20 protein-coding genes are annotated in these 23,729 nt (G+C 34.5%); 9 read left to right on the top strand and 11 right to left on the bottom strand.

From position 1 onward, the window contains the following. Window positions 1-16: 16 nt before the first annotated feature. From QWY88_RS02300 to QWY88_RS02280, 5 genes are all read right to left on the bottom strand, one after another. Window positions 17-3,787, bottom strand: a complete 3,771-nt coding sequence (locus QWY88_RS02300) for a cadherin repeat domain-containing protein (RefSeq protein WP_304543639.1) — start codon at window positions 3,785-3,787, stop codon at window positions 17-19. Window positions 3,788-3,811: 24 nt separating this feature from the next. After that, window positions 3,812-4,123 (bottom strand): hypothetical protein, encoded by a 312-nt coding sequence (locus tag QWY88_RS02295; protein ID WP_304543637.1) that lies wholly within the window; start codon window positions 4,121-4,123, stop codon window positions 3,812-3,814. Beyond that, a complete protein-coding gene (locus QWY88_RS02290) occupies window positions 4,120-5,196 on the bottom strand; it encodes a hypothetical protein (protein WP_304543635.1) in 1,077 nt (358 codons plus the stop codon). Before QWY88_RS02290 ends, QWY88_RS02295 begins: the two co-directional genes overlap by 4 nt. 92 nt (window positions 5,197-5,288) lie before the next feature. Next, entirely contained in the window at window positions 5,289-6,143 is an 855-nt protein-coding gene (locus tag QWY88_RS02285) for a hypothetical protein (protein ID WP_304543632.1), read from the bottom strand. A gap of 98 nt (window positions 6,144-6,241) precedes the next feature. Next, window positions 6,242-6,592 (bottom strand): c-type cytochrome, encoded by a 351-nt coding sequence (locus QWY88_RS02280; RefSeq protein WP_304543631.1) that lies wholly within the window; start codon window positions 6,590-6,592, stop codon window positions 6,242-6,244. 60 nt (window positions 6,593-6,652) lie between these two features. Between QWY88_RS02280 and folD the strand changes: the two genes are divergently transcribed. From folD to QWY88_RS02235, 9 genes are all read left to right on the top strand, one after another. Then, window positions 6,653-7,525 carry a bifunctional methylenetetrahydrofolate dehydrogenase/methenyltetrahydrofolate cyclohydrolase FolD gene (gene folD / locus QWY88_RS02275; RefSeq protein WP_304543629.1) on the top strand — a complete coding sequence of 291 codons (873 nt, stop codon included), beginning with the start codon at window positions 6,653-6,655 and terminating at the stop codon, window positions 7,523-7,525. Beyond that, window positions 7,525-8,436 carry a signal peptidase I gene (lepB, locus tag QWY88_RS02270; protein WP_304543627.1) on the top strand — a complete coding sequence of 304 codons (912 nt, stop codon included), beginning with the start codon at window positions 7,525-7,527 and terminating at the stop codon, window positions 8,434-8,436. The genes folD and lepB overlap by 1 nt, the downstream gene beginning before the upstream one ends. Continuing rightward, window positions 8,423-9,100, top strand: a complete 678-nt coding sequence (locus tag QWY88_RS02265) for a site-2 protease family protein (protein WP_304543625.1) — start codon at window positions 8,423-8,425, stop codon at window positions 9,098-9,100. The genes lepB and QWY88_RS02265 overlap by 14 nt, the downstream gene beginning before the upstream one ends. A gap of 14 nt (window positions 9,101-9,114) precedes the next feature. After that, window positions 9,115-9,543 carry a ribose 5-phosphate isomerase B gene (gene rpiB, locus QWY88_RS02260; RefSeq protein ID WP_304543623.1) on the top strand — a complete coding sequence of 143 codons (429 nt, stop codon included), beginning with the start codon at window positions 9,115-9,117 and terminating at the stop codon, window positions 9,541-9,543. A gap of 165 nt (window positions 9,544-9,708) precedes the next feature. After that, window positions 9,709-10,041: a hypothetical protein gene (locus QWY88_RS02255; protein WP_304543621.1), complete on the top strand. Its 333-nt coding sequence runs from the start codon at window positions 9,709-9,711 to the stop codon at window positions 10,039-10,041. 10 nt (window positions 10,042-10,051) lie between these two features. Further along, a complete protein-coding gene (locus QWY88_RS02250; protein WP_369811203.1) occupies window positions 10,052-10,603 on the top strand; it encodes an adenine phosphoribosyltransferase in 552 nt (183 codons plus the stop codon). Next, window positions 10,603-11,799: a tryptophan synthase subunit beta gene (gene trpB, locus QWY88_RS02245; RefSeq protein ID WP_304543619.1), complete on the top strand. Its 1,197-nt coding sequence runs from the start codon at window positions 10,603-10,605 to the stop codon at window positions 11,797-11,799. The genes QWY88_RS02250 and trpB overlap by 1 nt, the downstream gene beginning before the upstream one ends. A gap of 25 nt (window positions 11,800-11,824) precedes the next feature. Next, window positions 11,825-13,072 carry an MgtC/SapB family protein gene (locus tag QWY88_RS02240; protein WP_304543617.1) on the top strand — a complete coding sequence of 416 codons (1,248 nt, stop codon included), beginning with the start codon at window positions 11,825-11,827 and terminating at the stop codon, window positions 13,070-13,072. 28 nt (window positions 13,073-13,100) lie between these two features. Further along, on the top strand, window positions 13,101-14,498 hold the full coding sequence (locus QWY88_RS02235; RefSeq protein ID WP_304543615.1) for a leucyl aminopeptidase: 1,398 nt from the start codon (window positions 13,101-13,103) through the stop codon (window positions 14,496-14,498). A 17-nt stretch (window positions 14,499-14,515) separates the two neighbouring features. Here QWY88_RS02235 and QWY88_RS02230 read toward each other — a convergent pair whose 3' ends face one another. The 6 genes from QWY88_RS02230 to QWY88_RS02205 all read right to left on the bottom strand — a co-directional run bounded on the left by QWY88_RS02230 (window position 14,516) and on the right by QWY88_RS02205 (window position 23,619). After that, entirely contained in the window at window positions 14,516-16,165 is a 1,650-nt protein-coding gene (locus tag QWY88_RS02230; protein ID WP_304543613.1) for a SulP family inorganic anion transporter, read from the bottom strand. A gap of 58 nt (window positions 16,166-16,223) precedes the next feature. Continuing rightward, window positions 16,224-16,547, bottom strand: a complete 324-nt coding sequence (locus tag QWY88_RS02225) for an MTH1187 family thiamine-binding protein (protein WP_304543611.1) — start codon at window positions 16,545-16,547, stop codon at window positions 16,224-16,226. A 74-nt stretch (window positions 16,548-16,621) separates the two neighbouring features. Continuing rightward, the gene (locus tag QWY88_RS02220; protein WP_304543609.1) at window positions 16,622-18,934 is read right to left on the bottom strand and encodes an EAL domain-containing protein; all 2,313 of its coding nucleotides are present in this window, start codon (window positions 18,932-18,934) and stop codon (window positions 16,622-16,624) included. Between the two features lie 114 nt (window positions 18,935-19,048). Next, window positions 19,049-19,789 carry a transporter gene (locus QWY88_RS02215; RefSeq protein ID WP_304543607.1) on the bottom strand — a complete coding sequence of 247 codons (741 nt, stop codon included), beginning with the start codon at window positions 19,787-19,789 and terminating at the stop codon, window positions 19,049-19,051. Between the two features lie 68 nt (window positions 19,790-19,857). Next, complete coding sequence (locus tag QWY88_RS02210; protein WP_304543605.1) at window positions 19,858-22,704, bottom strand: EAL domain-containing protein; 2,847 nt, start codon at window positions 22,702-22,704, stop codon at window positions 19,858-19,860. Further along, window positions 22,705-23,619 carry a cytochrome-c peroxidase gene (locus QWY88_RS02205; protein WP_304543603.1) on the bottom strand — a complete coding sequence of 305 codons (915 nt, stop codon included), beginning with the start codon at window positions 23,617-23,619 and terminating at the stop codon, window positions 22,705-22,707. Window positions 23,620-23,729: the final 110 nt, after the last annotated feature.

Genomic DNA, 23,729 nt, shown 5'->3' with positions numbered 1-23,729 from the left:
TTTCACTAAAGTTTATTTAATAAGGCACTTTTATAAGAAATTCATTATTATAATTTTCTTCTTCTGTAATCATGTTTCCATCAAGAGCTTCCTCAACTATTCCCATAAGATATATATTATTTTTTGTATCTATAGCCATATTTTTTAAAAAATCCCAACTTACAGAACCGTATTGTTTTGATTCTATCATATTACCATCCGTATCTGTAGAAATAAGAAAAAAATCACTTCTTTCATCAGTTATTAGATAAGGGGTTTTATTATAATTCCCATATAAACTTCCTAATGTTAGTCCTCCTAAATACAAAATATTATTAGAAGAAATAGTAAGCGTATTTGCTTCATCATAACTCTTCGATCCATAAAGCTTATCCCAAACAATTACACCGTTGTTATCCAATTTTATAAAACGTATATCATTATCATATATATCCCCTTTTTTCTCTTCTTGTTGTGCTGCAATATATATATTATCTTCGCTATCAAATACAAAGTCATAACAATAAAACCAATAATTTTCATATAATGAATATAATCGTTTTTTCCAATATATATCCCCATTTGTTTGATCGATTTCCATCAATTCACTATCTGTTAAAAAATATAACTTATTTTGTGAATTTAATCTTAAATTTCCTACATAATTATAATCAACTGAACCGTATTGTTTTTTCCATAATATGTCTCCCATATTTGAAATTTTCATTAAAAATGTATCTTGACGCCCATTATTGGCAAATCCAGATAAAGCACCATTTGTTTCTCCAGCTACAACAATATTATTACTATTGTCTAAAATGATTTTTTTAAAGCTATAATTATCGGATGAACTTAAACCTACTTCTGTAGACCATAGTAATTCTGAGGAGGACAATGCCACAAGTACAGCAGAAGATCTATTACGTGTACAAGCCAAATAAATTGTTGCATTTACATCAACTATCATGGAATTTACAGATAAATTGTCGAGACCTAAATACTCTTTTTCCCATAACATTTCACCATTAGTATTAAATTTATAAATTTTCACACCATCATCTATCTCTTTTACTGTATATATATTATTCTGTCCATCAATAAACATTCTTAAGCCAAATTTATTACTTTGTTTTGTCCATTCGTTAATATATATCGTAACATTTGCCTCTTCACTCTCTCCAGCACTATTTTTTGCAACTGCTGTTAAGTCATACCTCTTCCGTTTTGTATGATCTAATTGGGCATTACCTGAAACAGTAATATATCCAGATGAGTTTATATCAAAATGTTCAGCATCTTCTCCAAAAAGTTCAACATTAATATTTTCTTTAAGATCTGAATAGATATAAAGCTGACCAACCACTTTTCCAACAGAAGCTTCTTCATCCATACTGCCTGTAAAAGGATAGATTTGTGGCACTGCTTCATAAGTATCATTTACATATATTTTGATCCGAGCAGTTCCTCCATAAATACTTGTACTATTTTTAGCCCTGACAGTTAAAAACATATATTGATTTTGCCGTTCATAATCTAGTGTTTCCTCTGTATAGATATTCCCCTTGTTATCAATCCTAAAAGCATTACTGTTTATCGAAAACTCTGTTATATTTCCATCACCGTAATCAATAACAGTTACACTTCCAACATAAGTACCTATTGGCACATTCTCATCAATAAACATCTCTGTAGATTCTAAAACAGGCTCTTCTACAAGATTTGTAACTACTATTTGAATAGTTTGTGTTGTGATGTTTTCAAAACTATCTGCAATACTAATATTTAATTCATATATATTGTCTTGATTATGATCTAGAGGATTTTCATAATTTGGAGGATTTTTAAAAGAAAACTGACCTTCTGCATCCAAAGAGTTAAAAAAAGTTTTATCCAATCCGTCATTAATAGTGTATTTTAATGGAGAACTTGGATCAAAGATATTTAACTTTAGATTTTTGTTATTTTCAAGTAAATATATAGTATTCTCAATGATCTTAGGCGGTGTAGTATCTGGAACTGCAAAAATATATTCTTGTTGATCAATATAAACATCTCCATTCATATTTTCAACCTCTAATTTATATGAAAGTGTATATTCTTTACCCTCAATAAATTCTTCTAGAGGAGAAATAACAAGCTTTTCACCTATAATATTAAAGGTAAATTCTAAATTTATACCATTATTGTCAGTAAGGGTAAACTCACTCTTTTGCAGTTTTTCAATATCTGTAGTAGGAGTAAGAGAGATTTCAATATTATTTGTGCTTTTTAGATAGTCTATTTCAATGATACTGTCTTCACGTAATAACTTATATACATCAAAATATATATCTTCATTTTTATAGATTTTTTCAACGATCGGTTGCAGTTTCTGCTCATAGTCAAAAACCAGTTTATCTTTATCACCTATCGGTACCCATGCCAAAAGATCATCATAATCTATCTCTGTATCACCGTTAACATCTTCTTTAAGAAGTTTTGTGGCTATATTATCAAGTTTATTTTGAAGTGCTGTACTATTTAGATCTTCATTTAACATCTCTTGTGTGAGTTGAAAAGCGATTTCGGTAAGAATATTGACTTTAAAGTTCTCATTAGCAATTATGTCTGTATTAACTATAGCGTGAAGAGTTCCTGTGTTAAGTGTCGGAATAGCATCTAATTCTCCATCATCATTGGCATCTATATCATCTCCGCCTATAATACTTGTTACATAATAAGTATTAGACTCTAAAGTACCTATCACTTCATTTGTAAAGTAAAATACTCCACTTGTCGTCAGTGAATTACCTCCACTCGTAGAACTCTCATAAAACGATATATTGTTCATGAAGTTTTCTGCTTTTGTAAGAGTAACATTTGCATCACTAAGAGGACCTAAGAGGGCTTGTTTTAATTTTGATTGTATCTCATAAAGATACTCTTGATAAGTTCCGCTTGCATATTCTGAATTTTTACAATCACCATAACATTTTATTTTGACATTACCCACATTATTACTAATCCCAGTTTTGGGGATAACTGTAGGTTGTTTGTTTTCGGTAATGACAATATCCGCAACATGCCCAAGATTGAGCATATCTGCTGCTGTAATATTAAAATCAAATACTGTTACTGCTCCGGGTGCGTGGATATTTAAGTTGACACTTTGCGGCAAATAAATCTCGTCAACCCCTTCTGTGTTAGATACATAAACACCGTATCTACCAGGCTCTACATCCTCTTCACTTTTTACATAGTAATGCTCAAAAGGCCTGCACTCTGAAGAGGAGATATCTTTTGTTCCGATTTCAGAGCTAAGATTCATGTGTATGCTAGGATTTCCCCAAGATAGCTTAATATCTATGATTCCTCCTATAGGTACAGATATATGAGGATTGTTTTCATTATAATGACTGATAGCATACTCTGGAAATGTATCTATTTTAGATTGTGTAACATTGTTATTGTATCGATAGTAATCAAATAAATGATACTTTTGAAGTTTTAAACTATACCCTTCAATGACAAAGGTATCATCATTTATAATATTGGGACCCATACTAGTCGGTACAAAAGTAATAGGGTCATTATCTAAAGTAGCTAAAGCACCTCTTCCTTCATCCATCCCACTTACATGATTAGCAGGATTTGCAGTCCCCAGCATATAAAATGACTTTTGTTCACATGGACTTAGTGCATTGTAAGCCTCGTTTGTAAAAAAGTTTCCTTGTGAATGAGCAATGACTATTACCTGATTACCTGCATTGATACTTGTTCTATAGTTTTTAATCTGTTCAGTCAAATCAACATCATGGTTTTCACTCACCCCACTAAAATAGTCTATATAGTGTTAGGTTAATCTGTTGTGTGTCAAAGTTATAAAACTGTCCCAATAAATACTCCAACCATTTTGTTCAAAGAGTTGTGCCGCTGATTCTATAAAATCCCAAAAACCGTGAGTGGTGTTGTAGGCAGATTTGAAAGGTTCACTACCGTAGATCTCTGGGTTAAATTTTTTAAGGTCTATTTCTAGTTGAGTTCTTGCACCATCTGTATCTTTTTCAGTAGTCAGAACTCCAGTTGCAAGATAAATATCTGCTTTTCCATAAAGAGTAGTTATACTGAAGAAACAAAGAAGAAAAACTGAAAGTAGCTTTCTCATTCCCATTCTCCGCTTAGAACCTTAGTTTCATTAAAATCGCAGCTATTTTTGAAAGTATCCCATGGACGACCAGGATACACTCCTCCACTTAAGGCTAGATTATATTCATAATAAGCACGATTGCGCTCTTTTGTATTTAGTATAAGTGGTCTAGACTCTTTATAAAGATTTGTACTTCTTGAAATAACTAAAGTTTCATTATAGTCTTCAGCTAGTCTTTGATAATAAAGTTCACAATCTGTCTGATTATGCATAAACTTTACCGTCTCCCTAGCCTTGGAAGGGTCTACCAGAATTATTTGAAATGCTCTGGCATTTTGCATAGCAACAGCTTGTACTATCGGGTGATCATACTCTGCAAATATCCATCTTTCCACATCATCTCTAACACCATTGTTATTTGTATCTATTCCCAGCAATGTTGAGTTGTTGAGTGTTTCGTCTGGTTCAGGTGGTAATCTATGTCCGTTTATTACTTTATAGATCTCTAGACTTACTGAATTTGAAGTAAATTTTTTGTATTTTGCCTGCAAGATTATATTTGTCTCTTTTTTTGTTTGCAGAATATTTCCCGTAATCTGAACTGCATCATTATCACTCACTATCAATTCAACTTGCTCTGTAACATCCCTTTCTTTATTATTGCCGTGTTTTAGAGTTACATGAAGTGTTGTATTGGTATCTACATTTAAAGAAGTATTATCTAATGTAAGTTTTAAAGTTGTTTTTTCTTTTAGTTGATCTACTACTTTTGGTCTAACTGTGACTGTAGCCTGTGCCTTAACTACTTTATCATCTTTTATAGCTTCTAATTCAAATGTCAGGATCTCTTCTGAAGCCACTACAGGAGCTATAAATTTTGCATGTTTTGAATGAGAATTCACTAGAAGAACTTGTATGCCGGAAACTTGTTTCCAACTATATGCCGCACTACCTTTAGCTTTTAGTACTACTTGTTCTTCACTTACAGCTGATATGTTATTATCTACAATTAATGACTCTTCATCACATGCAGTAAATGTCATTAAGAATGTTAGAAGTAAAATATTTATTGCAAAACCAAAATATTTCATAATATACCTTTTTGTTATAAAGTAACCCATATTATGATAAAAATTCTTATATTTTGTTTAATAATATTATTTTTTTAGTATCATAATTTTTTTCATTCCCAATCCCCTAGAAGGATTTTACTCTCATTAAAATCACATCTTGTTTTATGAGTATTTCTATCTCTACCAGGATACACTCCTCCACTTAAGGCTTGATTATATTCATAATAAGCACGATTACGTTCTTTTGTATTTAGTATAAGTGGTCTAGACTCCTTATAAAGATCCATATCTCGTGTAATCAATTTTCTTGGATCTTGAAAGATATAATATAGTTCACAATCTGTTTGATTTTCCATAAACTTAGTAGTCTCCCTCGCCTTAGAAGGATCCGCTAGTATTATTTGAAATGCTCTGGTATTTTGCATAGCAACAGCTTGTACTATCGGGTGATCATACTCTACAAATATCCATCTTTCCACATCATCTCTAACACCATTGTTATTTGAGTCTATTCCTAGTAGTGTTGAGTTGTTGAGTGTTTCGTCTGGTTCAGGTGGTAATCTATGTCCGTTTATTACTTTATAGATCTCTATAGTTACAGGATTTGAAAGAGTGTTTTTATATTTTGCTTGGATAGTTATAAGTTTATCTTTTTTTGTGTGAAGTATGTGTTTTTTTATCTCTAAAGCATCTTTATCGTTTATAATCCATTCTACTTTATCTGTTACATCTTCTGTAGAACTATTAATATCTGAAGCTTTACTCATAAGTTCTTGATCGTAAGTAGCTACAACTTTTAGAGTTGTATTTGTATCTACTTCAAGAGCATTAGTATCTACGGTAAGTTTTAGTGTAACTCCTGTTGACGGTTGTTCAGGTGTTGATGTTTCATCTTCACTGCTGCATCCTGAGATCATAAGAGTAAAAATAACTACTAAAATTGAAAAGAGTTTTAAAAGAGACATATATAATCTTTATTGTTTTTTATAGTTTATATATGTATTCTATTTAACTATTTGTTAATTTAGTGTTAATAGAGATTTTTTAGTGCAAACCTATAATCTCATTTAACATTTTTCTTCTCTTTTTTATCGTTTCTATGAAGATAAAGGTAGAGTGCTTCGATCTCGTTATCTGTTAAAAAATATCTCGGCATCCCTTTTTTTCTTTTGTTAAGTGCTTTATAAAATTTTGCATACGCCACAGTATTGATTACTGGACCCTCAAAGGACTTTTTCTTCCCCTTATGAATATAGTTCGCAATTAACTTTCCCTCGCCGTTTTCCCCGTGACACTTGTTACATCCGATCCCTCTTGGATTTTTATATAAAGATGATGCATACTCCATAGGAGTGATAAAATTACTCTCAGAAAATAGAGAAACTGCAAGAATTAAAAAGAGTATATATTTCATTATTAGCCTAATATTATTTTAAAAAGGTATAATAACAAAAAATTTATTTATGGGGTTTAAATGCAATTATTAGATGGTAGAGCTCTCTCAAAAAAAATAGAACAAAAAGTTAGTGATGAAGTAAAAGAATTAAAATCTACATGTGGATGTACGCCAGGCTTGGCTGTTGTACTTGTTGGACAAGACCCTGCTAGTGCAGCGTATGTTAATATGAAGAAAAAAGCTTGTGATAGAGTTGGTTTCTACTCTATTACGCATGAAATGCCTGAAACTATCTCTCAAGAAGCAATTGAAAAAACTATAATTGGACTAAATAACGATTCAAATGTAGATGGAATCTTAATTCAGCTTCCGCTTCCTAGCCATATAGATACTACTAAACTTCTAGAGCTTGTTGATCCAGCAAAAGATGTTGATGGTTTCCATCCATACAATGTTGGCCGTTTAGTAACAAACCTTGATGGTTTTGTACCATGTACACCCCTTGGAGTTATGGAACTCCTAAAAGAATATGATATCGATGTTAAAGGGAAAAACTGTTGTGTAGTAGGAGCTTCAAACATCGTTGGAAAACCTATGGCAGCTCTTCTTTTAAATGCAGATGCTACCGTTGAAATTTGTCATATATTTACAGATGATCTTAAAAAACACACTTTAAATGCAGACATTGTCTTATGTGGAGTTGGTGTTATCAACCTTATCACAGAAGATATGGTTAAAGATGACGTAGTTATCATCGACATCGGTGTAAGTAGAACTAAAGAGGGAAAACTTGTCGGCGATGTTGACTTTGAAAATGTTAGCAAAAAAAGCTCATACATTACACCAAGTCCAGGCGGAGTTGGACCGATGACTATTGCAATGCTTCTTAGTAATACTCTAAAAGCAGCAAAAATAAATGCTAAAAATTTGGCTGAGACAAAAGAGTCTTAATGAAAAACGCCTTATATAAAGCATATAAATTTTCAAATTCATGGACCGGAACGATTATTATCGTTCTGTTTGTGATCTTTTTTATTGCACAAGCATTTAGAATCCCAAGCGGGAGTATGAAAGATTCTCTTTTAGTAGGTGATCACTTATTTGGTAAAAAATTTGCCTACGGTATCCCTATGCCGCATATCCCTTTTTTAGAGCTTTCTATCATGCCTTGGAGTGATGATCTTAAACTGATCGATGGAGATACTCCAAAACGCGGAGATATTGTAATCTTCCGTCCACCGCATAAACCGGAAACACACTTTGTAAAACGTTGTGTAGGTTTACCGGGCGATATGCTGTTTGTAAAAGATAAAGACCTTTATCTTCACCCTAGCGAAGGGAATGCTTGGATTCAAGAGAACTATAAAGGGTATGAGATAGTTGAACTTGATGGAAAACTATGGGTAGTAAATCCATATATGAAAGATCATAAAGGGATCCATCACGATGATAAAATGGCTTTCGATTCTTTAACTATTGTTGATCTAAACGGTCAGATTAAAAAGTCTGTAAAATCAAATGAACTTTCAACACTGCAACTAAAATCGGATGAGAGAATAGCACCGACACATCTTCTAATACCGCCTGTTTTCAATACAGAGCTTATTACGGTTGAAGATGACCATTACTTTATGATGGGTGATAATCGTGACCACTCAAATGACAGCCGTTTTTGGGGAAGCGTACCGTATGAAAATTTAGAGGGTACACCTTGGTTTATCTACTTCTCGATCGATAAAAACTGGCAAATTAGATGGGATCGTATAGGTAAAACTCCAACTGACTTAGAGCAATCTCCTTATATTGACAGAGCAATTAAAGAGAGAGAAGAACAAGACAAAGACTATTATGGAATTACTTGATTTTTTAAAAATCGGTGCTGCTGTCGTAGCCTTAGCTATCGCTATTATCGGTCATGAAATCATGCACGGTTGGGTTGCCTATATGTACGGTGACACAACTGCAAAAAATGCAGGTCGTCTTACAATCAACCCTATAGCTCATGTTGATTTAGTTGGAACTATTTTAGTGCCGTTAATGATGTATTTTTTACCTGTACTAATGGGCGCTGATAGTGGATTTTTATTCGGTTGGGCAAAACCGGTACCTATCAACACTTTAACAGTTATCAGTCGCGGCGGATACAATGCGGCTATGCAGGTAGACCTTGCGGGGATTGTTTATAACTTTACATTAGCAGCTTTCGCAGCGATCGCACTTACAGCGATGGATTCACCGACAACGGCAGACGGTGTTGTATATATTTTTACATATCTGCTTGTTTTTCAACTACTTGTTATCAATGTGGTTTTAGGAGTATTTAATATCCTCCCTATTCCACAGTTTGACGGTGCACATTTTATTGCACACTTGGCACTGAAGTTGAGAAAAAACGAGATCGCAGAATTTTTTTATAAAAATGAAAGATATGGCATAATTGTGGTACTTATTATTTTAATGACACCGCTAAGTCACTATCTTATACTTTTACCGGTACAAACTATTATCGGTTTATTATTATCTTAAAGGAGAAGAAACATATGAAATTTTACGTAGCAACAGACCACGCTGGAATAGATCTAAAAAACTGGACAGTTGAATTTTTAAAAGAGAAAGGTCATGAAGTTGTTGACCTTGGTCCATTTTCAAAAGAGAGAGTGGATTACCCTGATTATGCTCATAAAGTAGCTACAAGTGTTTTAGAAGATGCAGGGAGTCAAGGTATCCTTATCTGTGGCAGCGGGATCGGTATGAGTATGGCTGCAAACCGTCACGAAGGTATCCGTGCAGCACTTTGTCACGATGCTTATACAGCTATGGTTGCTCGTGGTCATAACGATGCAAACGTACTATGTTTTGGAGAAAGAATTGTTGGTCTTGGTGTTGCAGAGTCTATCATCAACTCTTGGCTAGAAAGTGGTTTTGACGGTGGTAGACACTGCCAACGTGTTGAAAAAATAGAGCTATAAGCTAAAATTTAATACGTTAAGCAGAAAAATTGCACAAGTGCAATTGAGCTTCCCGCTAAGGGAAACCTAGCGTTAGCGTAGGAGATGGAATTACTTCCAGCTCCGTCATAAATGAGAGGGAAAAGGTTCCCTTAAATTTATGAAATAAATTAAAGGAATTGTGTTATGTTTTGGGAATGGTCACTTTTAACTATACTTTCGTTAGTTTCAATATATCTTTTTGTTAAGATGTTTTACTTCAAAAGTATTACAAATAAAGAGCAACGTAGTAACGATTTAATGAAGTTAACACTTCAAGAAGCGGAGATATTGATCAGAAAATATCAGATCCAACTACAACGTGCTTTGGGAAATGTAGATATTTTAACGGAAGAGTTATCGAAACTAAGAAACGAGTTAAAAGTGCTCAAAACAAGAAACTCAAAACATAGACAAGAAGTCGATCGCCTCAACTCTAAAATTAAAGCCCTTGAGGGTCGTATAGATGCATTACTATAAGGACTAAGATATGATTACACTCTCTCAAACAGAAAGAAAGATTATTGAAAGCTCGATCAGAGACATTAAAGATTTTCCACAACCTGGAATTGTTTTTAAAGATATCACTACCCTCTTAAACGATAAAGAAGCTTACGGTGTTTTAATGAATCATCTCTATCATAGATATAAAGAATATAATCTTGATTATATCGCCGGGATAGATGCTCGTGGGTTTATTTTCGGTGCAGCACTTGCACAGATGTTAGGGATCGGCTTTGTTCCAATTCGTAAAAAAGGGAAACTTCCATATACGACTATCTCTGAAAAGTATTCTTTAGAGTATGGTGTAGATGAGATTGAGGTACATATAGATGCTTTTGGCGACCAAAAAGGTGCTAAGGTACTTGTTATTGATGATCTGATTGCAACCGGTGGTACTGCAGGTGCAGCAGCTACTCTTGTAAATCAGTCAGGTGCACAATGTGTAGAATGTTGTTTTATTATAGGGTTGACATTTTTAGACGGTATGAAAAATCTAAAAGAGAAAACTCAAGTTTATAGTGTAATAGAGGTTAATTAATGTATATACCAACTGCTTCAAAATTTGATCCAGATGAGAATGGTCACTTCGGTATCTTCGGTGGAAGATATGTTCCAGAAACGCTTATGCCGGCACTTTTAAAGCTGCGCGAAGAGTATGATGAAATTCGTTTCGATAAAGATTTTTGGGCGGAAGTTGATTACTATTTAAAAGATTATGTAGGTCGCCCTTCTCCACTTTATTTTGCAGAGAATATCTCTAATGAGCTTGGTGCAAAGGTTTACTTTAAACGTGAAGATTTAAATCATACGGGTGCGCATAAAGTAAACAATGTTATCGCACAAGGACTTATGGCTAAACGTCTTGGATATAAGAAAGTTATTGCTGAAACGGGTGCAGGACAACATGGTGTGGCAACTGCTACGATCGCAGCCCTTCTCGGTTTAGAGTGTGAGATCTTTATGGGTGCAAAAGATGTTGAGCGTCAAGAGCTAAATGTTTTTCGTATGAAACTTCTCGGTGCTAAGGTTCATGCCGTTGAGAGCGGAAGCCGTACACTTAAAGATGCGATGAATGATGCTATCCGTCACTGGGTTACAAATGCAAGAGATACTTTCTACATCATCGGTACTGTTGCAGGCCCTCACCCGTATCCGTTAATGGTACGTGATTTTCAAGCGATCATCGGCTGGGAAGCTCGTGCTCAAATATTAGAGAAAGAGAACCGTTTACCTGATCACGTAATCGCATGTATCGGCGGCGGTAGTAATGCTATCGGTATGTTTCAACACTTTTTAGAAGATGAAGAGGTACAGTGTATAGGTATCGAAGCAGGTGGTCTTGGAATCGATGATAAAAATGGATGTTCTTTGAAAAAAGGTCGTCCGGGAGTACTTCACGGTCAAATGTCTTACCTGCTTCAAGATGAAGATGGTCAAATACTAGAGGCTCATTCGATCTCTGCGGGACTAGATTATCCGGGTATCGGACCTGAACACGCTTTTCATAACGACAATGAGAGTGTAAAATATGACTATATTACAGATGAAGAGGCACTAGATGCCTTCGTATGGTTAAGTCGTAAAGAGGGAATCATCCCGGCATTTGAATCATCACATGCTGTAGCATATCTGAAAAAACTGCCGGATATTAAAGACAAACTTATCATCGTTAACCTTTCAGGTCGTGGTGATAAAGATATGATCCAGGCAAAAGATTTACTTCATTTTGACTAAGGATCAAAAAAACTAGGATATATTGATGTTGGAAAACCTCTTACACGCACCATGGGTTGAGCTTATTTTTGTTGTGATCGCAGGATTTTTAATAGGTCTTGAGATCAAAGCTCATAGGATACATACCGAATCTCACAGAGAGATAGGAAGTGTAAGAACCTTTGCATTTATATCACTTATTGGCTACATCTTTGCAAAGATGAATCTTTACCTCTATATGGTAGGTTATATAGCAATACTCACCCATCTTTCCCTCTTTTACTTTTTTAAACTCAAAAGTAACCGCAGTGGAATGATCCTTTTTCTTCTATCCACCCTTGTATATAGTTTCGGAATAGTAGTCGTAACCTATAACATCTGGTTCTTACTTATCATTTTTGTTGCCGTTGTATTTATCTCAAATTTAGATAAAAGACTCCAGCATTTTTATACAATCTTTGATGAAAGAGAGATAGAGACATTTGCAAAACTACTCCTTTTAAGCGGCGTTATCTTACCTCTGCTCCCTCAAGAACAGATATCTGAGATAATCCCTGTCTCATACTTTAAAGTATGGCTGGCAGTGGTTATCGTATCACTGTTTTCTTATGTCGGTTATGTGCTTAAAAAATATATCTTTAACGACAAAGGCTACCTTGTAACAGGGATACTCGGAGGAATATATTCAAGTACTGCGACAACATTGGTACTGGCAAAAAAAGCATCTTCAAATGCAACACCGTATCTCTTTGCCTCATCCATCGTTGTTGCGACTACTTTAATGTACTTAAGACTTTTAGGGATTGCATTTGCTTTTAATACAGAAATAGCATATAAACTTCTTATTCCCTTTATAATACTTACTCTCATAAGTGGTGTTATTGTACTAGTATTGTATAATAAGTCTAAACATGAAAAAGCGGATACTTTAGGGGAGAACGAGGATAAAAACCCTCTTGAACTCGGTACTGCATTTTTATTTGCATTTTTATTCATTGTGATGGCGATACTAACCCATTTTGTACTGAGTCAATATGGAGATTTAGGTCTAAACATCTTATCGTTCATTGTCGGTTTTACAGACATTGATCCATTCGTTTTATCGCTTCTCTCTTCTAAGTTTGGAGTGAGTGTCGAGAGTGTGGCAACAGCTATCTTAATAGCTACGGGAAGTAACAATATCTTAAAAGCACTCTATGCCTATCTGTTTTCAAAAAACAAAGCGGGTATGCTCAGCGGTGTTTTTCTTTTAGTATTAGGAATCTTGACTATAACAGCTGGATTTATAGCTTAAAAATAAAATTTTAAAAAGGATAAAAATTATGAAAATAGAATTAGTAAAAGATACAAAAACTGATGTTACTGTTTCATTTATAACAAAAGATGAAATTGCTAAACATCCTTACAAAAAAACACTTAAAAAAGCTGCTTTTGAAGCTGCACAAGACACTACTTGTTTTTTATACGGCAAAGATCTACTTGCAGTAGGTATTGAAGATGAGAGTAATGAAAACATCAGAACTGCTGCTGCAAGTGCTATCAAAGCACTCAAAGCTTCAAATGCTAAATCTGCTTCTTTTGATGTAAAAAAAGAGACGATTAAAGCTGTTATTGAAGGTCTTATTTTAGGCGGTTACGAGTTTAACAGATATAAGTCAGAACCGAAAAAATCTACTCTTAAAAGAATTGATCTGAAATGTGATGATATCAAAGCACTAATGAAAGATTTTGAAGAGGCGGTTATCGTAGCTGAAGCGACTTGTTTTACACGTGATATCGTTAACACTATCCCTGAAGATATCCACCCTGAAACGTTAGCAAAACTTGCACGTAATCTTGCAAAAGAGAATGAGTTAGAGTGTAATATTCTAGGTGAAAAAGCACTGAAAAAAGAGAAGTGTGGAGCGATGCTGGCAGTTGGGCGTGCATCTCGTCACGAATCACAACTGATCCACCTTGCGTATAAACCGAAGAAAAAACCTAAAAAAGTGATTACACTAGTAGGTAAAGGTTTAACATACGACTCTGGTGGACTAAGTCTTAAACCTGGTGCTTCTATGGTAACTATGAAGATGGATAAAGCAGGAGCTTGTGCCGTTTTAGGTATTATCAAAGCGGTAAGCGAGCTAAAACTTGATGTTGAAGTACACGCTTTTGTAGGTGCAGTTGAGAATATGATCGGCGGAGATGCTTATAAACCTGATGATGTACTCGTAAGTAGAAGCGGTAAAACAATCGAAGTACGTAATACTGATGCAGAGGGTCGTTTAGTTCTCGTTGACGTTTTAGACTATGCTCAAGAGAAAGTAAAAGCAGACTACATCTTTGACTTTGCAACACTAACAGGAGCTTGTATGGTAGCTCTTGGTCAATACACTACTGGTGTAATGGGAAATTCTCATGCGCTTAAACACGCTTTTTATGATGCTGCAAACAATTCAGGGGAATTAATAGGATCTCTTCCATTTAACAAACACCTGAGAAAACAGCTCAAAAGTGAGATCGCAGATATTTGTAATATCTCAAACAAACCATACGGCGGTGCTATTACAGCCGGGCTTTTCTTAGATAACTTCATCAAAGAGGAAAACAAAGATAAGTGGCTGCATTTTGACATTGCAGGAAGTGCATATACTGAGTCTCCATGGGATGTTAACCCTCACGGTGGAACAGGTGCAGGTGTAAGAATGATGAGTGAGTTTATTAAATCACTTTCATAAAAAACGTGATGGAACTTTTATAGTTCCATCTTTTGAATTATATTATTAGCATGTTCCACGGCCCGTGGAAATGTTTTATGCATGCTATTCTCCCCTATCATCTCTACGACATTATGTTTTGAGAGGTCTTTAAACACTTCATCGTTTGTACCAGAAGTGATGATTACCGTACCGTTTTCCCGCAACATCCTTATCGCTTCTTTAAAGTTATGTAGTGCCGTTGCATCTATAAAACTAACATATCGCATACGGATGATTAAAACACTGCAAGCGATTCCGCTTTCTTGAATTTGTTGAGCATACTGTTTTGCAGAAGCGAAAAAAAGCGGCCCCCCTATCTCATATACCGATACGCATGCAGGAAGCTTTTCATAGTTGTCTATGTCATCTATATCTTCACTTTTCTCAAACGAATTCCCCTCAACTCTTGCCATCCTTTTCATAAAAAGAAGTGAAGAGAGTACTATTCCCACTTCAATAGCGACAGTCAGGTCTACCACAACAGTTAAAATAAATGTAGAGAGTAAAACGATGTAGTCGTAGTACGAACCTTTAAGTATAGAGATAAAGGCCTTATACTCACTCATATTAAATGAAACTACTATAAGTATTCCCGCCAACACTGACATAGGGATAAGTTTTGCATAGTCTATAAAAAAGAGCATTATAAACAGGAGTACAACCGCATGCATCATCCCTGCTATTGGTGTACGTCCACCGTTTTTTACGTTTGTTGCAGTTCTTGCGATCGCACCCGTTGCGGCAATCCCGCCGAAAAACGGTGTCACTATATTTGCCGCACCCTGAGCTATGAGTTCCGTGTTTGATCTGTGTTTACTCCCTATCATACCGTCTGCTACAACGGCTGAGAGTAAAGACTCTACACCGCCTAAAAGAGCAATGATAAATGCAGGGACTATATAGGTACTTAGATTATTCCATTCAAAATGAGGTAAAGAGAACTCTATCGTACCGTTTATCTCACCGAAAAAAGTCTCGATCGTAGTTACAGGAAGTTCAAAAAAAGCCACAACAAAAGTAAGTACTACAATGGCTATGAAAGAACCCGGTATCTTTGTAGTGATATGTTTTGCATAGATAGTAATGAGTATAGTGGCAAGGGTGAGTGCTACTGCATAGATATTAACAGTTCCCAGACTTTCAAAATAGAGTGTCCATTTTTCGAAAAAATCTGATGGCATATTTTGAATATCTAGCCCCAGAGCATCTTTAATCTGTGTAGAAAAGATAACAACGGCTATACCACTTGTAAACCCGACAATCAAAGGTTGCGGAAAGTAGCGTAAGAGTCCTCCAAACTGTAAAAGTCCGAAAATAATTAAGATAATCCCCGCCATAATAGTTGAGATCAGAAGACCATCATATCCATACTCCTGCACAATTGCATAGAGTATAACGATAAATGCTCCCGTAGGACCGCCGATCTGTACCCTGCTTCCACCTAAAAAGGAGATGATAAATCCGGCAACAACTGCCGTTATAATCCCTTTTTCAGGTGAAACACCAGAAGCTACTGCAAAAGCTATGGCAAGCGGCAAGGCAACAATACCGACAATGATACCTGCCATAATATCTGCAAATATCTGCTCTTTAGAGATACCTTGTTTTAAAAGTGAAAAGAACTTGGGTGCAAAAAGGTTTGACACTATATAATTCTCCTATAAAAAATTAATGGAATTATATAGCATTAAATATTAAAAGTTATTATTTTTTAACTTCTCTGTCTAAATGTGTTTCAACCGATTTGATCTTCGTCTTGAGTCTGTCATCACTATCGTGTCGAATATCAAACTTTAAAGAGCTGTATACACGCTCACAATCTTTTACCTGCTCATATGCAAGTTCTATAACATCTAACGCTTCACGCATCGTTTGTGTCTCCACAATCGTTCCCATCGGCGTGAGTTTATATATCACTCCGCTCTTGTCGATAGCATCTATGATCTTTGCGACCTGTTTTGAAACAGATGAACCCTCACGGCAGTTATCGCTTGTCGGGAACATTGCAAACTCTAAAAGTACGCTCATACTATTCCTTATATTTTTAAATTTTCGTCACTATATCAAAAGAGATATAAAATATTTTTCAAAAAAAGATACTACTAAACTTTTTTAATTGTAGTAAAGCAACCTTCTTTATTATTGAGTAGTTTTGTAAACTCCTCACCGTTCACTGCTTTTGAACAATAATACCCTTGAAAGAAGTCACACTCTTTTTCTGATAAGAAGAGAGACTGCTCATACGTTTCTACCCCTTCTGCAACCACTTCTAGTTTAAATCTTTTTGCAATATTTAAGATTGTTTCAATTAACTCATTATCTTCTACATCTATATTTATATCTTTAACAAAAGATTTATCAATTTTCAATGTTGTAAACGGTAACTGCTTTAAATATGATAATGAAGAGTAACCTGTACCGAAATCATCTATAGAGAGTTTTATACCTAATGAACGAAGCTCCTGCATCTTCTCTTTTGCTATTTTTACGTCATCTATAATAATTGATTCGACAATTTCAATCTCCACATTTTCAGGAGCAATTGTAGTAGCCTCTATCGATCTCTTAATATTTGCAATAAAATCGATTCTATTAAACTGACGTACACTTATGTTGATCGCAATTTTTTGTAATGACTCTGCACCTTTAGACTCTTTTTTCCATTTTACAAACTGCTCAAAAGCTTTTGTCATCACAAAGTCTCCGATTTGTACAATCAAACCGCTCTCTTCTGCTACGGGGATAAACTCTTCGGGAGAAACAGGACCAAACTCATTTGAATTCCATCGCAGTAACGCTTCAGCACCAATAATTTTTCCACTTTTAAACTCTACTATAGGTTGAAAATAAACTTGCAGTTCACCATTAAATAAACTATCTCTCAAACCATTTTCAAGTTCCAATCTTCGTTTGATCCAGATGTCCATCTGTTGTTGATAAAAACGGCTCACGCCCCTTCCATCTTTTTTTGCCTGATACATCGCTATATCTGCATGTTTTAAGATATCATCTGCATTATTATTTTCAGAGTTTACTAAAGTGATCCCTATACTCGTAGAGATATTAAGCGTGTGTCCATCAAGTATAATAGGTTTTGCCAAACTCTCATATATCTTTTTAGAGACATGCTCAGCTTTATTTGCAGCACTTTTTTGTTCTAATGACAAATCAGGCAACAATATAACAAATTCATCACCACCCAACCGAGCTACAATATCTTCATCACGAATGATTTCTCTTAATCTATGAGCAATTTCGATTAACAGTTTATCACCTATGGCATGTCCGAGAGAATCATTAATATTTTTAAAATGATCAAGATCTAAAAAAAGTACTGCAAAAATAATTCGATGTCGTTTATAACGGATAATTTCATGTTCTATTTGTTCATTTAGTGTTAGACGGTTTGGTATATCGGTTAAAATATCATACTTCGCTTGTCTTTCTATCTTTTTTTGATCCTGCATCTTTTCTGTTATATCGTTTACAATCCCTATAGCCCCTATAACTTTTCCTGTGTTATCGCGGATCGGGGATGTTTGCATAGAGATGAACATATCTTTATTTTTATATTTTGTAATATATTTGCCGTCATACGTTCCATTTTTATTAGCAAGAGCATTTTTTAGTGCCGGAATTATTCTTTGATCGGGAATACTATGCAGGTCAAGTCCAATTAAGAACTCTCTTGGTGCTTCTAAAAAATCTACAAGTTTTTGATTAACTTCTCTAATGACCAAGTTTTTATCGTAAAATACAAATCCGACCGGTGCACCTTGAAAAATGATTTCAAAACGTTCTTTTGATACACTGAATTTTTCTTTTTCATGTTCATACATCATACTGATTTTAAAGATCTCTTTGTAGTTTTGATGAAACTTATTCCCAATTACTATTAAAAGTCCCAGATACAAACTTACTAAAAATGCCATGGCAGTATGAAGTTGTGTTTGTTGTAAAAAGAGTACTATGATAAGAGGGAGTAAAAACAGAACCAAGAAGATATGTAGTGTTTTAGTAAGAGAAGAAAGCGAGCTTATAGCACCTGCACTCAGTCCTGCATAGACTATTATGATTGCAGCTTGCACCATATAATTATCTTCCATGAAAAACAAGAACGGAGGAACAGCCCATAAAAGAGTTGCTATAATCAATGTCTCTACAAAACGTTTTTTCCATTTTTGTACTGAATGTTTTTGTGGATTGTTTTGATAACTCTTTGCCATAAAATATCTATATAGCGAGATAGCAAAAACAAACTCAAACCAAAGCCCAAGATATACGCCATTGACATAAGGGTAGAGGATAAAACTAAGTACCGCAGCATTTATGATACTTGCAAAAGAAGAAAACTTCAATTGTTTATAAGCGATATCTACTAATTGAGTATAAAACATTTGCGTAAAATTTAACATTTTATATCCTCCATTTCCTAGTTATGACTTTAGATGAAGTGCTAATGTATTGTACCCTATTTAAATTTTTTTATAACCTTTTCTAATTAAATTGGACATAAAAGATATAATTATTTAGTCAAATTCACTAAAATGTATTTCAACTCCAAGCTCGCCCCAATATTCTGTTGCGTCTGCATCTCCTCTGCCCTCTAGCTCTGGTTGAATACCAAAAAGCATTTTATACTTGAAAGTATCACTATACTCGTAACTAAGGCCATATTCCTGACTCAATGAAGGAACGTCAATATCAAACTGTGTCCCTGAATAAAAGTTAGTAAATATATTATAATCATCAACCATATTAGCTTCTACAAATATGCCCCAATGTAAACGATTAATATCTTTTTCATCTTTTACATCAATATAACGATGTCCTAGTTGTGCTTCTAAAGCAACTCTGTCGTTAAAAAGTTTCATAGGGAACATTGCAATAGCCAGATAGGCTCTATTTGGAGAACTTAAAAAATTATGCCCTGTTGGAAAAACACCTCCGGCCATCAATGAAAAGCCGGGCATTCCATTTTGCTTTGGATCAAAAAAATCATATTTTGGATAAATTGCTAAATCTTTTGCAGTTGATTTTTTTTCGCCACTACTCTCTTCAATTTGCATCCCTGCTGCACTTGCCGCTACTAAAGAAAACTTCTTAGTCCATTCAAGTTCCATAATAAGGCCTTGCATCACAACATCGAACTCTGAACCGTTTGAGTACTCCGACCAGGTATCTATCGTAATTTCTTCAATTGCCAAAAGGTTTGAAGTTGTAAAAAGTGTCGCTGCACCAATAACCATCCGAGATAAAATTTTTTTCATATATTGTCCATTTTGTTTTTAGGCGAAATTCTAACAAATGAAAACAAAGATGAGCTTAAACTTCTAGTTTACTCAAAGCGTGCTATAACTTCCTCTAACAAAATAGGACGTGAGAAAAGATATCCTTGACCGATATCACAGTTTATATCTGCTAAAAATTGCTCTTGAGCTCCTGTTTCTATCCCCTCAGCTACGATAGAGTAGTTTAATGTTTTTGAAAGTGCGATGATCGCTTCTATAATTGCATTATCTGAACTGTTTTCACCTATATCGTCAACAAAAGACTTATCTATCTTGATCGTATCGATCGGAAGTTGCTTAAGATAAGACATAGAGGAATACCCGGTACCGAAATCATCAATAGATATCTTAAAACCGTAATCCCTGAAACTTTGTAATGTTCTTATATTTTTGGTTGTATTTTCCATTAAAAAGCGTTCGGTGATCTCTATCTCAATCTCTGAAGGATCCAGTTCATGTCTATTGACAATTGAAAGTAGTGCTTCAATAAGATTAGGCTCTTTAAACTGAATACTAGAAACATTGATAGCAATTCTTTGCAATTCTAAACCGGCAGTTTTCATCTTCTTGAGTGCTTTACACGATTCTTCAAAAATAAAGTAGCCCAGTTCAACGATAAAGCCGTTATCTTCCGCAATCGGTATAAACTTATCCGGTGGTACAAAACCTAATGTCTCGTTTTCCCATCGTACTAATGCTTCTACAGATACAATTTGTTTCGTCGCTAAATTGTACTGTGGTTGAAACACTACATAAATCTCATTTTTTTCTAAAGCACTATGTAATGCAATATCGATGTTAAGTCTCTCTTCCGTTTCCAAAGAGAGCTCTGTAGTATAGAAACGGAAACTGTTTTTGCCGTTCTCTTTTGCAAGGTACATAGCACTGTCTGCATATTTTATTAAGGTTTTAGCATCATCAGCGTTATTAGGATATAAAGAGATACCTATACTTGCAGTGATATTAAAGTTATGATACCCGATATGGATCGGTTCTTTAATGCTGTCAATGATTTTTCTAGCAACAGTTGCAACAAGTGTATCGGACATTACATCTTGAAGAATAACGACAAACTCATCGCCGCCCCATCTTGATATGTAATCACTTTCTCTGAGGATATGTTTCAATCTTTTTGTAACACTTATAAGTACTTCATCTCCGATATCATGCCCTAAAGTATCGTTAATGATCTTAAACCTATCAAGGTCTATAAAGAGTATTGCTAACTTTTTCTCTTGTCTTTTTACTACGGTTAATGTTTGCGTTAAATACTCTTCAAAACTAACTCTGTTGTACAAACCTGTTAACGGATCGTGATAAGCCAAGTACTCTGCTTTTGCTTCAGAGTTTTCTATAGCTCTTAAATCTGTTTGTACAGCAGTATAATTAATAATTTGCCCCGATTTATCTCTAATAGCTTTTATAGTAACCCATACAGGTATCTCTTCTCCGCTTTTTGTCTTATTGATGATTTTTCCACGGTAGAAATCATAATGAAGAATTTTGTCCCACATATGCAGATAAAAGTTTTTGTCTTGAGCACCTGAATGCAGCACACTAAGATTAGTACCTTTTATCTCATCTATAGTATATCCGTAGATATCTGTAAAGGCTTTATTTACAGTTACCACTTCAGCATTTTTATCTGCAATGATGATAACTTCTTCGGTATTTTCAAAAACACTTGCAGCTTGCTGCAGTCTCATGTTTTGTTCTATATATTCAGTGATGTCCAGTTTTATTGCAAGGTAGTTAATCAACTTCTCATTTGAGAAAATAGGGATAATAGAAGCTCTTTCATACAATAGAGTTCCATCTTTTCTTTTGTTTATAAGCTCACCCTCCCAACTTTTTCCGCTTGCCAATCTTTCTTTCATATCAACATAGGTTTGTTCATCTTGTTGATTCGATTTTAATATACGAGGATTTTCTCCCATCACCTCTTCACTGCTATAACCGGTAGTTTTTTCAAAAACTTCGTTTACAAAAATTATATTTTTATCCGGGTCTGTCATCACTATTGCATTATCACTGTGTTGTACCGCATAATTAAATGCCAACAGCTCTTTTTTTGTTTTTAATGAACGTATGTAGAAAAAGATGAGTGATACTAAAATAACAATTGTAAAAATAAAAAAGAAAGACACGATCACTTGTTGTTCAACTAGATAATATTCGTACTTCTCATCAAGGTTGTTCTCTAGTTCATCTAAAAGTGAACCGAGTTCATTAGCTCGGATATCACTAGAGATATTTCTATATGAAGTAAGCGTATCAAGTAATACTGTGGATTGATTATAAAAATTCGCTACTAAAACTATCTTTTTCTTATCAAGTTGTTGTTGCACCTTTGAAAGCTTGTTTGAAACATAGGACTTGTCTATATAGTCACTCTTGGTAAATTGAAATAGATAAAAGAGTGCTTCATTAACTAAACTTTTCGTATCACCTGAGATCTCTTTTGACTCAGAGATACTTCTTTGAAGGTCGAAAAGAAAATGTGAACCGCTTATTAAAGCTGAGTTGAGTGATTTAAAGTACTCAATATCTTCTGCTTTTTTTTCAAACTGCGTTTGAATCACTGCTATTTTTTGAGCTAAAACTTTATCTTCTGGATAATTTAGATCTATGTTGTTTTTCAACTCTATAAACAGCCTGGTGAAATTCTCAATTTCATCATTCACTAGATTATAGTTACTCAATTCACTTGAGCTTAATGAAAAATCATCAAACCCTTTGTTTAACAGTTGCATATCTATCAGTTTATTGTGATTCTTGTTATAGTTTTCTACATTTTGTTCTATCATATAGAGATAATAAAATAGAAATGAGAGTAAAAAGATAAAAAGCATTAACAATGCACTTACAGAATCTATATTTTTTATTTTTTTCATCTATGGCTCGATATCTTGCGGTAGTTCACCGTTAAGAGACTTTAAAAAAGCAACAATTTTCTTTAACTCATCTTTGGTGATTTTACGACCAAGCTGATACTTTGCCATTAAAAGAACTGCCTCATCCAAATCATCTGTACGACCGTCATGAAAGTACGGTGCCGTTTTTTCGATGTTTCTTAAAGAAGGCACTTTAAAGTAAAATTTGTCACGCTCTCTGTGTGTCACATTATAACGCCCTAAATCAGAACTGTTACTATCACTAAAAATACCAAATTTATTATAGGAATTTCCACCGATATTGATCCCGTGGTGACATGCAATACACCCTTTTGCTTTAAAGAGTTTATATCCCTCTTTTTCCTCTTGGTTTAATGCAGTGACGTCCCCCTTGAGATAGAGGTCAAACGGAGCATTTGGAGTGATCAATGTTTTTTCAAATTCGGCTATTGCATCGGCAATATTATCTCTTGTAATCCCATCTTCATAAAGTGCATCAAACTTTGTTTTATAATCACTTTGATTAAGTTCCGGGATTAATGCTTCAAAATCATGCCCCATCTCTATAGGATTTTCAATAGGGCCCAAAGCTTGGTCTTTTAATGTTTTTGCCCTGCCATCCCAAAACTGACGAAAATTAAAAACGGCATTATAAACCGTAGGTGCATTTATAGAACCTTTTGCACCGTTTATTCCTTGAGAAACAACTAAATCATCATCTCCACCGCTATATAATTGATGACAATTAGCACAACTGACCGTATTGTTTTTAGAAAGTTTTGTTTCATAAAACAACTCTTTACCTAATGTCGCTTTTGCTTGATCTACATCTACATTTGTGGGTATAGGAGTAATAAGTTCTGCTGAAAAAAGAAATTCTGAAAATAATAATGTATATAATATAAACTTATTCATAAAACGGATTATATCAAAATCTGTTTAATAAACACTTATGAATAGTATTACAAAAGCTCTAAATATAGACAATTAGAGCTCTGTTTTTATATATCCATTACCTCATCAGC

Origin of the sequence: Sulfurimonas sp. hsl 1-7 (genome assembly GCF_030577135.1) — a bacterium.
Classification (GTDB): domain Bacteria; phylum Campylobacterota; class Campylobacteria; order Campylobacterales; family Sulfurimonadaceae; genus Sulfurimonas; species Sulfurimonas microaerophilus.
This window is presented reverse-complemented; position numbering and strand designations above follow the sequence as displayed.

What these genes read in the sequence shown, in the direction of transcription:
- QWY88_RS02295 (WP_304543637.1), bottom strand. Translation starts at nt 4,123, where the DNA reads ATGAGAAAGCTACTTTCAGTTTTTCTTCTTTGTTTCTTCAGTATAACT.
- QWY88_RS02290 (WP_304543635.1), bottom strand. Translation starts at nt 5,196, where the DNA reads ATGAAATATTTTGGTTTTGCAATAAATATTTTACTTCTAACATTCTTA.
- QWY88_RS02285 (WP_304543632.1), bottom strand. Translation starts at nt 6,143, where the DNA reads ATGTCTCTTTTAAAACTCTTTTCAATTTTAGTAGTTATTTTTACTCTT.
- QWY88_RS02280 (WP_304543631.1), bottom strand. Translation starts at nt 6,592, where the DNA reads ATGAAATATATACTCTTTTTAATTCTTGCAGTTTCTCTATTTTCTGAG.
- folD (WP_304543629.1), top strand. Translation starts at nt 6,653, where the DNA reads ATGCAATTATTAGATGGTAGAGCTCTCTCAAAAAAAATAGAACAAAAA.
- lepB (WP_304543627.1), top strand. Translation starts at nt 7,525, where the DNA reads ATGAAAAACGCCTTATATAAAGCATATAAATTTTCAAATTCATGGACC.
- QWY88_RS02265 (WP_304543625.1), top strand. Translation starts at nt 8,423, where the DNA reads ATGGAATTACTTGATTTTTTAAAAATCGGTGCTGCTGTCGTAGCCTTA.
- rpiB (WP_304543623.1), top strand. Translation starts at nt 9,115, where the DNA reads ATGAAATTTTACGTAGCAACAGACCACGCTGGAATAGATCTAAAAAAC.
- QWY88_RS02255 (WP_304543621.1), top strand. Translation starts at nt 9,709, where the DNA reads ATGTTTTGGGAATGGTCACTTTTAACTATACTTTCGTTAGTTTCAATA.
- QWY88_RS02250 (WP_369811203.1), top strand. Translation starts at nt 10,052, where the DNA reads ATGATTACACTCTCTCAAACAGAAAGAAAGATTATTGAAAGCTCGATC.
- trpB (WP_304543619.1), top strand. Translation starts at nt 10,603, where the DNA reads ATGTATATACCAACTGCTTCAAAATTTGATCCAGATGAGAATGGTCAC.
- QWY88_RS02240 (WP_304543617.1), top strand. Translation starts at nt 11,825, where the DNA reads ATGTTGGAAAACCTCTTACACGCACCATGGGTTGAGCTTATTTTTGTT.
- QWY88_RS02235 (WP_304543615.1), top strand. Translation starts at nt 13,101, where the DNA reads ATGAAAATAGAATTAGTAAAAGATACAAAAACTGATGTTACTGTTTCA.
- QWY88_RS02225 (WP_304543611.1), bottom strand. Translation starts at nt 16,547, where the DNA reads ATGAGCGTACTTTTAGAGTTTGCAATGTTCCCGACAAGCGATAACTGC.
- QWY88_RS02220 (WP_304543609.1), bottom strand. Translation starts at nt 18,934, where the DNA reads ATGTTAAATTTTACGCAAATGTTTTATACTCAATTAGTAGATATCGCT.
- QWY88_RS02215 (WP_304543607.1), bottom strand. Translation starts at nt 19,789, where the DNA reads ATGAAAAAAATTTTATCTCGGATGGTTATTGGTGCAGCGACACTTTTT.
- QWY88_RS02210 (WP_304543605.1), bottom strand. Translation starts at nt 22,704, where the DNA reads ATGAAAAAAATAAAAAATATAGATTCTGTAAGTGCATTGTTAATGCTT.
- QWY88_RS02205 (WP_304543603.1), bottom strand. Translation starts at nt 23,619, where the DNA reads ATGAATAAGTTTATATTATATACATTATTATTTTCAGAATTTCTTTTT.